Here is an 11,836-nt window from a genome sequence, read left to right as displayed (position 1 = left end):
CGCGGCCTGCCGGTCAGTGAGGCCCTCCACGAACTGCAGCACCAGCACCATCACCAGACGACCCGGAGACCAGGCAGGCTTCCCTCGTGCCGGGAACAGGTCCGCGAACTGTCCGTCGATGAACAGCGGACCCAACTCGTCCCGGATCCGGATCGCTAGGCTCCCCTTCGGGAACGCCGCCCGCGCCACCCGCACCGTCTCCCGCGGAACCTCTCCCGGTCCCTTCGGCTGCATAGACAACGACACCCACCCCATACGACAACGTCGGCCTTCAAGACCACAACCAGGTCTCGAAGGCCGACGTCACGTCACAGCGAGGGCTGAATTAACCAACAGCGTCTTTGATGAGCCCGACCCCTCTGCAGCTGGAGGGTGCCCCGGAAGATACCGGCGGGCGCGTAGGCGCCGGTGAGTTCGTCGAGTTCGTGGACGTGGACGACGGGTGCCCCGTCCTCGTCCTCGATGCACCAGTAGTAAGGGATGCCGGCCTCGGCGTACTTGCGGAGCTTTACGGTGTGATCCCGGTGGGCGGACTCGGGGGATACGGCCTCCACGACGAGCTTCACGTCCTCCGGGGCATACCAGGTGCGGTCCGGGTCGTAGGGCAGATCCGTCAGCAAGAGGGCCGGCTCGGGGCGGTTGCGGGCATCGAGGCGAATCGTCATCTCGCGCTCGACCTCGAAGCCGGCCGGCGCCTGCGCCATGAGCGTGGTCGTCAGGGTGGTGACGAGGCGGCCATGCCAGGACCGCTGGGGCGACATCTTGAAGACGAGGGCTCCGTCGATCAGCTCGGTGTGGCGGGGCGCCTCGGGGAGGCGGTCGAGGTCCTCCGCGAACCAGCCTTCCGCGCGCGGCGGGCGCATCCAGTCGGGCCGTGCGGTCATCAGCCAACCCTAGCGAGTGCAGGTCTCACGAGGGGGCGTTGTGCCGTTGATCGATACTCGGCGCATGGATGTCGTAGGGATGCCGGCAGCCGCCTCGCCGCTGGTGCCCTACGCGGCGCTGCGCGAGGGCTCGTATCTGCTGCGCTCGCCTGAGGGCGCCGAGTGAGGCTCGTCTTCGAGGGCCGGGGCTGGGAGGACTGCACGTCCTGGCTCAAGAACGACCGCAAGATGCTCGCTCGGATCAACCGGCTCATCGAGGACGTCAAGCGTGATCCCTTTACGGGGATCGGCAAGTTTGAGCCGCTGAAGTACCACTTGCGAGCACCGCCATGTCTACCTGGTCACGGACAAGGAGATCGTCATCCTCGCTGCCCACTACCGCTGCGGCTACTGCTCGCTGATCGCAACGGCGGCGGCCGCTTCGAGCGTTTCGGTCTGTCAGGAGGGGCGGGTCACCTGGGCCAGGACCACTTCGAATTCCTCGATGCTGCGGGTGATCACTCGCGCCTGCGAGGTGGCCTCCGCCCGTACCGCCGCTGCGGCGCTGCGGGACGCCGTGAGGGCCTGGCGGTCGGTGTAGAACGCGCCCACGGTGGCCCGGCCCCCGGCGCGGTCGATGAGGAGCGACGTACCCGCGAATCCGGGGATGTCGCGGAGCCTGGGCAGGACGGTGTTGCGGAACGTTTCCACCAGAAGGTCCGCGTCGCGGGGCTCGAATTCGAGGCGGATCAGCCGGAACCACGCACCGGGCTCCAGCCCCACCGGGGGACTGGCGACCGCCGCCTCCCAGTTGTCGGTCGCCACCGTGCCGGCGAACGGCGCGATCAGCTCGGCGCGGCGCTCGCGCAGGCGCTCGTCGCTGGCCTGCCGGCTCTCCTCGTCCTCCCACCACGACCCCACCAGGAGCTTCCCGAGCTCGCGGTCGACGAACAACCCCATCCCGCGGTAGCCGGGCTGCTCCTCCAGCAGCCTGCGCCCCTCGGTGCTGATGGCCTCGGTTACGCCGTCGAGCTTGGCCGGATCGCCTGTCGCGTAGGTGGTGCGAACGTACATGGCGGCCTCTCCGCACGTCGGCAGGGGCGAGCCCCTGATGAGCCCGCGCGTCCTGTGTCCACTCCATGCGACGGGTGGAAGGGGTGGGAATCAAGGTGGCCGGGGCGTTCGGGTGAGTCCGTGAGTCCGCGAGTGTGGTGAGTGGAGCGTGTGGTCCGACCGGCGGAGCATGGAAGGAGAGCGCGCTCCGCCCCGGACGTCGGTGGTTGCCTGGCGGGCGCAGGGAGGAAGACGAGGTTATGACGGAGCAGGCGCTCGACCCCGTACGGAAGGAACAGTTCGCGCAGCGGATGCTTCGCGTACTCAACGACTCCTGCCTGGGGTATCTGTGCAGCCTCGGCCACCGGACGGGGCTCTTCGACGTCATGGCCGGTCTGCCGCCGTCGACCAGCCCGCAGATCGCCGAGGCCACCCGCCTCGACGAGCGGTACGTACGGGAGTGGCTCGGCGGGATGACCGTCGGCGGCTTCATCGAGTACGACCCGGCTCGCGGCACCTACCGGCTGCCGCCCGAACACGCCGCCTCCCTCGTCCGGGCCGCCGGACCCGGCAACCTCGCCTCCTTCATGCAGGACCTCGCGATGCTGGGCAGCGTCGAGGACAAGGTGCTCGGCGCGTTCCGCCGGGGCGGTGGCGTCCCGTATTCGGCGTATCCGCGATTCCAGGAGCTCCAGGCGGAGGAGACGGCGCGGGTGTACGACGCCGCGCTCGTCGACACGATCATCCCGCTGGTGCCCGGCCTCCCCGAGCGGCTGAGCGAGGGCATCGACGCGCTCGACATCGGCACCGGACAGGGCCACGCCGTCAATCTGCTGGCCAGCGCCTTTCCCGCCAGTCAGTTCCTCGGCGTGGACATCTCCGACACCGGTATCGCGGCGGCGCGGGAGGAGGCGGAGCTGCTCGGGCTCGACAACGCCAGGTTCGTGGTGTCCGACTCGGCCGAACTGGCCGGGACGTACGACCTGATCACGGCCTTCGACGTGATCCACGACCTGGCGCGGCCGGAGCGCACCCTGTCGGCCGTGGCGGGCGCGCTACGGGACGACGGGGTGTTCCTGATGGGCGACATCGCCGCCTCCAGCAGGCTGGAGGAGAACATCGGCCACCCGCTCGGCCCCACCCTCTACACCTTCTCGGTCTTCTACTGCATGACCGTCTCGCTCGGCGAGGGCGGCGCCGGCCTCGGCACGGTGTGGGGCAAGCAGCGGGCGCTCCAGATGCTGGCGGAGGCCGGGTTCGACGACGTCGAGGTGCGTGAGGTGGAGGGCGACATCCTCAATGTCTATTACGTGGCCCGCAAGTCCCGCCCGTAAGTTCCGCCCCGCCCGTAAGTCCCGCCCCTAAGTTCCGCCCGTACGCCCCGTGGGCGCGGGCCTCACGTCGGTGCGTTCGGCAGGAGGCCGAGCTGTCCGAGGAAGTCCAACTGGTCGAAGTAGAGCCGATAGCTGACGATCTTGCCGTCCTCGACCGTCGCGACATCACACCCCCGCACCCTGACGTCCTTCTGCGTCGGCTCCAGGCTCTCGCCGGACGGCAGAACGAGCGGGCCGGTGTTCTTGCCGGTGAAGAAGCCCTCGTCGATCGCCGTGTTGCCCGACTCGTGCTGGTACACCGACTCGTACGCGCTGTCCGGGAGCGCGTCCGTCATCTGACGCCAGTACTCACCGATGCTGTCCCGGCCCCGGATTTCCCCGTCAGGGGTGATGGCGACCGCGTCCTCCGCGAAACACTCCATGACAGCTTTGAGGTCCGTGCCCGTGGTGAGCGCCTCAGTGAGCCGGTCCATGACCTCACGTGCCTGCCCCATGATCCACCTCCGGCTCGGGCGTAGTGGCATGTCCCTACCATTTTCCCACAGGGCGGTCCGTCCGGCGTGAGGGCTCAGGTGAGGGTGAGCAGCGCCGCGATCGCCGGGCCGAAGGCACCGCCGAGCTGGTAGCAGAGGTTGAACAGGCCGATCACCGTGGGGCGCTGGGAGGCCGGGGCGGCCTGGGTCGCGTACACCGCGAGGGTGGCGTTGCCCGCCGTGGTCGTGAAGACGGCCGCCGCGGCTACGAGGAGGAGCAGCGGTGCCCAGGGGCTCACGGCGGCTGTCACCGGCGCCAGCGCGCCCAGCGTGATCAGGACCGTCAGCACCCGTCGCCTGCCCAGCCGGGCCGAGACCGCGGCGAGGGCCAGGGAGAGGAACGAGCCGGCGAGGAGGGCGACGAGCTGGCCGGTGCCGATGGTGGCGGTGGACCAGTCCGTACGGTCGGCGAGGAGCTGGGGCACCGCGAAGAGCAGCGCGAAGTACGACGTCGCCAGGGCGCAGGCCAGCAGCGCGGCCAGGGGGAAGGCCGGGGTGCGCAGCAGTGCGGCCGGGACGAAGCCGTCGGGGCGGGCGCGGACGTGGGCGGCCAGGAGCGCGGCCGCCGCGAGCGCCGCGCCGGCCGCCGGCAGCGGGTGGTGCGGGACGAAGACCAGGGCGGTGGCCAGCGCCACCAGGAGTGCGGCGCCACGTGCGTCGAAGGGGGTGGCGGGAGCCGGGTGCGTACGCGGGGCATCGCGGGTCACCGCCGGGAGGGCCAGCAGCGCGAGTACGGAGACCGCCAGCGACACGCGCCAGGAGAGTGCGTCGGCGAGCAGTGAGCCGAGCAGCGGACCGACCGCGCCGAGCACGCCGAAGCCGGCGGTGATGACGCCCATCCGGCGTACCGAACCGGCAAGGCTCATGGCCGAGGTGATGAGGCCCGCGCCGCCCACCGCCTGGGCCGCCCGGCCGGGCAGGGCGAGTGCCATCCAGGGGGCGAGGGCCACCAGCAGGGTTCCGGCCAGGACCAGGGCCGTACTCACGCGCAGGGTGGTGCGCAGGCCGCAGCGGCGCAGCAGGCTCGCCATCAGCGGGGTGCCGACCGCCATGGCCCACGCGAACGTCGTGACGAGCCAGGTGACCGACGCCGGCCGCACCCCGAACGAGCCGGCCATGTCGGGGAGGATCAGCACGGGACTGTTGGCGCCTGCGGCGACGGGTGTGGCGAGCAGTGCGAGCCAGAGCGCCGGGACTTGGCGGGTCCGGACCGGGCCGGGCTTGGCGGTGGCAGCAGTGGCGGTAGTGAGGGTGGAACGCGCGCCGGCGGCGGGCTCGGGCATGAGAGCTCCTGTTGTTCGGCCTTGATAATCTCAACGTTGAGATAAAAACAGGCCCCTCTCTCAACGTCAAGTGTCTTAACGTTGAGATTGCGTGCGTTGAAGGGAGTCAGGAATGAGCGACGCGGTGGACGCGATCATCGGCCAATGGACCAAGGAGCGCCCGGACCTGACGGAAGACCTGTGGCCCGTGCAGGTCCTCGGACGGCTTCAGCGTCTCGGGCGCGTACTGGACAAGGAGTTCAGGACGTTCGCTGCCCGGCGCGGCCTCGAACTCGGCGAGGTGGACGTACTCACCACGCTCCAGCGTTCCGGCCCGCCGTACGCCCTGCCGGCCGGCGCGCTCCTCAAGGCCGCCATGGTCACCTCCGGCGCGATCACCAACCGCATCGACCGCATGGAGGCCAAGGGGCTGGTGGAGCGCGTCCGTGAAGAGGGTGGCGGCGACCGGCGCACCGTGCGGATCCGGCTCACCGAGCACGGCCACGAGGTCACCTGCGAGTACATGGCGGCCCATCTCGCCAACGAGGCCCGCATGCTGAGCGAGCTCGGCCGCGAGGAGAGCGACCGCCTCGCCGCCTCGCTGCGCAAGCTGCTGGAGTCCTTCGGGGACACGTCGATCGGCTAGTTACCGGGCTGCCAGCCCCGTCTTCGCCCCCGCGCCGCACAGCGGGACCACCGCGGTGCGGCCCTCCTGTGGAGGATGGGCGCTCATCGCGGCCCAGCACGCCACGCCGGTCGGCTCGACGAAGAGGCCGCGTGCCGCGAGGTCCAGTTGGGCGGCGCGGAGCTGGTCCTCCGTCACGGTCAGGAAGGTTCCGCCCGACTCCCGTACGGCACGCAGGATTTGGGCGGCGCGCGGCGGGCGGGGGATCGCGATGCCCTCGGCGAGCGTGGGAGGTGTGCGGTGCGGCGCATCGCCGGGCAGGTCCTGCGCGCCCGCCCGGAACGCCGCCGCCAGCGGTGACACCGCCTTTGCCTGTACGGCGATCAGTGCGGGGCGGCCGGTGATGAGCCCCTGGGCGTGCAGCTCGCCGATCGCGAGCCACGCGCCGAGCAGCAGCGTGCCGTTGCCGGCGGGGACGACGACGGCGTCGGGGAGCCGGCCGCCGAGGTCCTCCCACAGTTCGTAGACGTACGTCTTCGTGCCGTGCAGGAAGTAGGGGTTGTGGACGTGGCTCGCGTAGAAGGTGCCGGGTTCGCCGGCCGCCGTGCGGGCAGCCACCGCCGTGGCCTCGCGGTCTCCGGGGATCAGGGTGACGTGGGCGCCGTGCGCCCGGATCTGCTCGGTCTTCTTGGGGGAGGTCGCCTCGGGGACGTACACCGTGCAGGGCAGTCGGGCCCGTGCGCAGTACGCCGCGATCGCCGTGCCCGCGTTGCCGCTGCTGTCCGCGACGACGCGGGCCACCCGGCCGGGGCCGAGGCGGCGGGCGAGTTCGGCGAGCATGACCGCGCCGCGGTCCTTGAACGACAGCGTCGGCATCAGGAAGTCGAGTTTGGCCGAAATGGAGTCGGTGAGCGGGATGAGCGGAGTGCGGCCTTCCCCGAGCGTCACGCCGGCCGCCGGGCCCGCGAGCGGCAGCGCCTCCTCGTAACGCCACAGTGAATTCACCCGCGCGGTGAGGGAGTTGAGCGGTACGGGGGAAGCGGGGGTGAAGTCGAGATCCCAGGGGCCGCCGCAGGTGGGGCAGTGCCAGGCGAGGGATTCGACGGGGGCGCGGGTGCCGTCGGCCGGGCAGCGGTACGTCATGGGCGCCGGCGAAGCCGCCGGAGGGATCGAGGCCGTCGGGATCGTCATGCGGGAAGCCTAGACAGCGGCGTGCCCGGCGGCCGCTCGTGACTCCCGTGTGGCCGGCACATCGCGGGTCCGAATTGACTCTTGTGGGATTCCTATGGATGCGTCAATCTTTCGCCTGACAGCAAGGTGTGCGAAAGGCGCGGAATCCTAGGCGTTCATTTGTCATGCCCCTGTCGCGCTGCTGCACCGCCGTAAGGCCGCACTGCCGTAAGGCCGCACCGCCCCCCACCAGCGCACCGCCAATGAGGAGGACCCCTCACATGTCCGTGATGCGTAGTTCCCGGCGAAGAGTTGTCGTAGCCAGTGCCACCGCCGTCGTAGCCCTCGCGCTCGGCGCCGCCACCGCCCTGCCCGCCACCGCGGCCACCGCCGCGGAGGGCCGGATCCTGAATGCCGGAGCCCCCGGAACCATCGCGGGCAGCTACATCGTGACCCTCGACGAGGCGGCGGCCGACGCCGGTTCGGCGGAGGGCAAGGCGCTCGCCAAGGAGTACGGCGCCAAGATCAAGAAGACGTACACCGCGGCCCTCAACGGGTACGCCGTCGAGCTGTCCGAGGCGCAGGCGAAGAAGTTCGCCGCCGACCCGGCCGTCGACTCCGTCGTACAGAACCGCATCTTCACGGTCAACGGGACGCAGCCCAGCCCGCCGTCCTGGGGCCTGGACCGCATCGACCAGAAGGCCCTCCCGCTGAACCAGAGCTACACCTACCCGGACACCGCCGGTGAGGGCGTCACGACGTACGTCATCGACACCGGTGTACGCATCACCCACAGCGACTTCGGCGGCCGTGCCTCCTACGGCTACGACGCCATCGACAACGACAACACCGCCCAGGACGGCCACGGCCACGGCACACACGTCGCCGGTACGGTCGCGGGCGGCGCGTACGGTGTGGCCAAGAAGGCCAAGGTCGTCGGCGTCCGCGTCCTCAACAACCAGGGTTCCGGCACCACCGCCCAGGTCGTCGCGGGCATCGACTGGGTGACGAAGAACGCCGTCAAGCCGGCCGTCGCGAACATGAGCCTCGGCGGCGGCGCCGACGCCGCCCTCGACACGGCCGTACGCAACTCCATAGCCTCCGGCGTCACCTACGCGGTCGCCGCGGGCAACGAGAGCACCGACGCCTCCACCAAGTCGCCCGCCAGGGTGGCCGAGGCCATCACGGTCGGCGCCACCACCAGCACCGACGCCAAGGCCAGCTACTCCAACTACGGCAGCATCCTCGACATCTTCGCGCCGGGTTCGTCGATCACCTCGGCCTGGAACAGCAGCGACACGGCGACGAACTCCATCTCCGGTACGTCGATGGCCTCCCCGCACGTCGCCGGCGCGGCCGCGCTCTACCTGGCGGCCAACAAGACCGCCACCCCGGCCCAGGTCTCCAGCGCGCTGACCTCGGCCGCCACCACGGGTGTCGTCACCAGCCCGGGCACCGGCTCACCGAACCGTCTGCTGTACGTCGGCACGGGCGGCACCACCCCGCCTCCCACGGGCAAGAAGTTCGAGAACCTCACCGACTACGCGATCAGGGACAACGCCACGACGGAGTCGCCCGTCACCGTCAGCGGGATCACTGGCAACGCACCGGCGACGCTGAGCGTGCCGGTCGACATCAAGCACACCTACATCGGTGACCTGAAGGTCGATCTGATCGCCCCGGACGGCACCGCCTACCCCCTCAAGGGCTACGGCACGGGTGGCAGCAGCGACAACCTCATCACCACCTACACGGTGAACGCCTCCTCCGAGGTGGCCAACGGCACGTGGAAGCTGCGGGTCAGCGACAACGCGGCGTACGACACCGGGAAGATCGACTCCTGGGCGCTGCAGTTCTGAGCGTTCCTGAGCTGGCGTTCCTGACGCGGCGCACTTGACGCGGCGTACTGGACGCGCTGAACAACCCGGCGGGGGCGGTCGCTTCGGCGGCCGCCCCCTGCCGCGCTTCTCCGCGCCGCGAACTCTGACGGTGCGTCGTCGGACGGAGGTGCGAGGGGCGGAGAAGCTGTCGAAGCGGCGAGGGGCCCAGCGGGGGGTAGCGGGGTCTGTACCCCGATAAGTCCCTGCGTAAAGACAAGTCATCACTTCGGGTGAAACTTTGGCCTGCGCTTGCGGTCAACAACCCACGGTTGCCAGTCTGTTGCTGTCTGTCAACCTGATGGGAGTGGCCAGTGACATTCGGTGAGCAGCCGGCTTATCTGCGCGTCGCGGGCGATCTACGGCAGAAGATCGTCAACGGTTCCCTCCCACCCCACACCCGGCTCCCCTCGCAGGCCCGCATCCGCGAGGAGTACGGCGTCTCCGACACCGTGGCGCTGGAGGCCCGCAAGGTCCTGATGGCGGAGGGTCTGGTCGAAGGCCGCTCCGGCTCCGGTACGTACGTACGGGAGCAGCCCGTCCCGCGCCGCGTCTCCCGTGGCGGTTACCGGGGGACGGTGCCACCGACACCGTTCCGGCAGGAGCAGTCGGAGGCCGGTGCTCGCGGCACCTGGGAGTCCAGCAGCGAGCAGGAGGACGCGACTTCGTCCATCGCCAAGCGCCTCGGCATCCAGGAGGGCGACCGGGTGATGCGCACGCGGTACGTCTTCAGGGACGCGGGGGAGTCGATGATGCTCTCCACCTCCTGGGAGCCCCTGGCCGTGACGGGGCGTACGCCGGTGATGCTCCCCGAGGAGGGGCCGCTGGCCGGCTGCGGCGTCGTCGAGCGGATGGCGGCCATCGACGTCGTCGTGGACAACGTGGTGGAGGAGGTCGGCGCCCGGCCCGGCCTCGCGGAGGAGCTGCTCAGGCTCGGCGGCGTACCGGGGCATTCGGTGCTGGTCATCGAGCGGACGTACTACGCGTCGGGGATGGCGGTGGAGACGGCCGATGTGGTGGTCCCGGCCGACCGGTACCGGATCGCATACCACCTGCCCGTGAAGTGACCGACGAGGGACCGATGAGGGACCGATGAGGGACCGGTACGCGGACGCCCTGTCCGTCCGGCGTGATCGTGAGTTAACGCCCCGTCCGGTCCCGTAACAGCGGGGCAATGAACGGCCGCGACGCCCTGTCATGTCCCGGCCCTAACTTCCCGTTCGTATCAGCACCCGCACACCGGACTGACGAACGCGAACGGGAAGTCACCGATGACGGACACCGCCACACCTGTTACCAGGACCCCTGACGGACAGCAGCCCCAGCGGAGTTACGCGAAGCTGGCCGCCGACGAGAGCCGCGAGGACTACTCGCTCCGGTACGCGCCGCATTCCTTCCGCCGCTGGTCGCCGTCGATGGTCGCGGGCACGGCACTGGGCGGCATCGCGTATCTGGCCGACTTCGCGATCGGTGCGTCGATCGTCTTCACGTACGGCTTCACAAGCGGGCTCGCCTCGATCCTGTGCGCCGCCGCGATCATCTTCCTCACCGGCATACCGATCGCCAGGGCCTGCGCGAAGTACGGCCTCGACATGGACCTGATCACGCGCGGCGCCGGCTTCGGACCTTCCTTGTGCTGGCCTTCGAAGCGCCGGACGCCTGGGGCGAGTTCACGTCCTTCGGCGGTACCGAGGGGGCGGGCTCCGGCTTCTCGTGGATCGCCTTCGGACTCGGTACCGGAGTCGCGCTCTCGCTGATCGCCCAGATCGGCGAGCAGGCCGACTACCTGCGCTTCATGCCGGCCAGAACCGAGGCGAACAAGCGCCGCTGGAACCTCGCCGTGCTGGCCGCCGGACCCGGCTGGGTCGTCATCGGCGCGGCCAAACAGCTCGGCGGCGCCTTCCTGGCGTTCGTCGCGCTGGAGGCCGTCGGCAAGGCGCACGCCCTTGAGCCGATCGCACCGCAGATCGAGGCCCTCAAGCCGTGGCTGGGGTCCGTCGCCCTGCCCGCCGCCGCGCTCTTCGTGATCGTCTCCCAGATCAAGATCAACGTGACCAACGCCTACAGCGGTTCGCTGTCCTGGTCGAACTTCTTCTCCCGCATCACGCACAAGCACCCCGGCCGGGTCTGGTACATCTTCCTCAACCTCGCCATCGCGCTGACGCTGATGGAGATGAACATGTTCGCGGCCCTCAACAAGCTGCTGGGCTTCTACTCGAACGTCGGAATCGCCTGGATCGTCGCCGTCGCCGCCGACCTCGTGATCAACAAGCGGATCGGTCTCAGCCCGCCGTACATCGAGTTCAAGCGGGCTTATCTGTACGCGGTGAATCCGGCCGGATTCGGGGCCATGGTCATCGCCTCGACCGTTTCGATCCTCGCCTTCTTCGGACTCTTCGGTCAGTACGCCGAAGCCTTCTCCACCTTCATCGCGGCCGGTCTCGCGCTCGTGCTGTGCCCGCTGATCGCCTGGCTCACGAGCGGCAAGTACTACCTGGCCCGCCCGAACCCGGTGAACGGCCCGCACGTCGAGGCCGGCGACATCACCGCCACGCACACGTGCGCCGTCTGTGAGACGGCGTACGAGCTGCCGGACATCGCCGACTGTCCCGCCCAGTCGGGACCGATCTGCTCGCTGTGCTGCTCGCTCGACGCGCACTGCGGTGACGCCTGCCGCAAGGGGGGTGCGGCTGCGGGCCCCGTACTGATGCCTGTCCCGGTTGTGCGCGAGAGCTGAGGGGGGCCAGAGGGGGGCCACGGCGGGAAGGGCAGGGGCGCACTCGCAGCGTGCGCCCCTGCCCGCATGACTCAATGCGTACCTCTTTGTGTAAAAGCGTATCCGCTGCGTAAAGGTCAGGCGTACGCTCGGGCATATGCGGATTGCGGTTTCCTGGAGATCCTTAGAGACGAGTTCACCGGCGGACGGGGGCGCACCATGAACGACAGCGGCGCTGTGCTGCCCTGGCTGGTCGTACGGCAGGACGAGAGCGGCAACCGCTACCGCGTCGGCCGGTACGCGACGCGGGCCGAGGCGCAGGAGATCGCCGACAGCCTCGACGACCGAGGCCACAAGCAGCTCTACTGGGTCGAGCGGATCGGCCAGAGCGTCCAGTAGGCGC

11 protein-coding genes and 2 pseudogenes are annotated in these 11,836 nt (G+C 69.8%); 7 read left to right on the top strand and 6 right to left on the bottom strand.

Features of this window, described 5'->3' with window-relative positions; translation table 11 throughout:
• Both G412_RS0109305 and G412_RS33715 read right to left on the bottom strand, forming a co-directional pair.
• On the bottom strand, nt 1–240 hold a 240-nt coding region (locus tag G412_RS0109305; protein WP_028811864.1), incomplete at its 3' end, for a transposase.
• A gap of 68 nt (nt 241–308) precedes the next feature.
• Entirely contained in the window at nt 309–884 is a 576-nt protein-coding gene (locus tag G412_RS33715) for a Uma2 family endonuclease (protein WP_051338214.1), read from the bottom strand.
• Nucleotides 885–1,046: 162 nt separating this feature from the next.
• Here G412_RS33715 and G412_RS37825 point away from each other — a divergent pair.
• Nucleotides 1,047–1,263 (top strand): annotated as a pseudogene (locus G412_RS37825) (Txe/YoeB family addiction module toxin); the annotation flags it as partial.
• 59 nt (nt 1,264–1,322) lie between these two features.
• Here the strand turns inward: G412_RS37825 and G412_RS0109290 are convergent.
• Nucleotides 1,323–1,937 carry an antibiotic biosynthesis monooxygenase gene (locus tag G412_RS0109290; protein ID WP_028811863.1) on the bottom strand — a complete coding sequence of 205 codons (615 nt, stop codon included), beginning with the start codon at nt 1,935–1,937 and terminating at the stop codon, nt 1,323–1,325.
• Nucleotides 1,938–2,176: 239 nt separating this feature from the next.
• Here G412_RS0109290 and G412_RS0109285 point away from each other — a divergent pair, with 239 nt between their 5' ends.
• Nucleotides 2,177–3,250 (top strand): class I SAM-dependent methyltransferase, encoded by a 1,074-nt coding sequence (locus G412_RS0109285; protein ID WP_028811862.1) that lies wholly within the window; start codon nt 2,177–2,179, stop codon nt 3,248–3,250.
• 62 nt (nt 3,251–3,312) lie between these two features.
• Here the strand turns inward: G412_RS0109285 and G412_RS0109280 are convergent, their stop codons facing one another.
• Together G412_RS0109280 and G412_RS0109275 are read right to left on the bottom strand one after the other, a co-directional pair.
• On the bottom strand, nt 3,313–3,744 hold the full coding sequence (locus G412_RS0109280; protein ID WP_028811861.1) for a nuclear transport factor 2 family protein: 432 nt from the start codon (nt 3,742–3,744) through the stop codon (nt 3,313–3,315).
• 74 nt (nt 3,745–3,818) lie between these two features.
• The gene (locus G412_RS0109275) at nt 3,819–5,066 is read right to left on the bottom strand and encodes an MFS transporter (RefSeq protein ID WP_028811860.1); all 1,248 of its coding nucleotides are present in this window, start codon (nt 5,064–5,066) and stop codon (nt 3,819–3,821) included.
• A 112-nt stretch (nt 5,067–5,178) separates the two neighbouring features.
• On the opposite strand from G412_RS0109275, the gene G412_RS0109270 reads away from it, so the two are divergent.
• A complete protein-coding gene (locus tag G412_RS0109270) occupies nt 5,179–5,691 on the top strand; it encodes a MarR family winged helix-turn-helix transcriptional regulator (RefSeq protein ID WP_028811859.1) in 513 nt (170 codons plus the stop codon).
• On the opposite strand, the gene G412_RS0109265 is transcribed toward G412_RS0109270, so the two are convergent.
• Complete coding sequence (locus G412_RS0109265; protein WP_037648122.1) at nt 5,692–6,861, bottom strand: threonine synthase; 1,170 nt, start codon at nt 6,859–6,861, stop codon at nt 5,692–5,694.
• Between the two features lie 260 nt (nt 6,862–7,121).
• On the opposite strand from G412_RS0109265, the gene G412_RS0109260 reads away from it, so the two are divergent.
• From G412_RS0109260 to G412_RS0109245, 4 genes and pseudogenes are all read left to right on the top strand, one after another.
• Nucleotides 7,122–8,699, top strand: a complete 1,578-nt coding sequence (locus tag G412_RS0109260) for a S8 family peptidase (RefSeq protein WP_028811857.1) — start codon at nt 7,122–7,124, stop codon at nt 8,697–8,699.
• A gap of 332 nt (nt 8,700–9,031) precedes the next feature.
• Entirely contained in the window at nt 9,032–9,784 is a 753-nt protein-coding gene (locus tag G412_RS0109255; protein WP_028811856.1) for a GntR family transcriptional regulator, read from the top strand.
• A gap of 204 nt (nt 9,785–9,988) precedes the next feature.
• Nucleotides 9,989–11,454: pseudogene (locus G412_RS33710) on the top strand (purine-cytosine permease family protein).
• 198 nt (nt 11,455–11,652) lie between these two features.
• On the top strand, nt 11,653–11,832 hold the full coding sequence (locus tag G412_RS0109245) for a hypothetical protein (RefSeq protein WP_028811855.1): 180 nt from the start codon (nt 11,653–11,655) through the stop codon (nt 11,830–11,832).
• Nucleotides 11,833–11,836: the final 4 nt, after the last annotated feature.

It is taken from the genome of Streptomyces flavidovirens DSM 40150 (assembly GCF_000429085.1).
GTDB classification, from domain to species: domain Bacteria; phylum Actinomycetota; class Actinomycetes; order Streptomycetales; family Streptomycetaceae; genus Streptomyces; species Streptomyces flavidovirens.
Note: the sequence above shows the minus strand (reverse complement) of the source record. Positions and strands in the feature narration are given on the sequence as shown.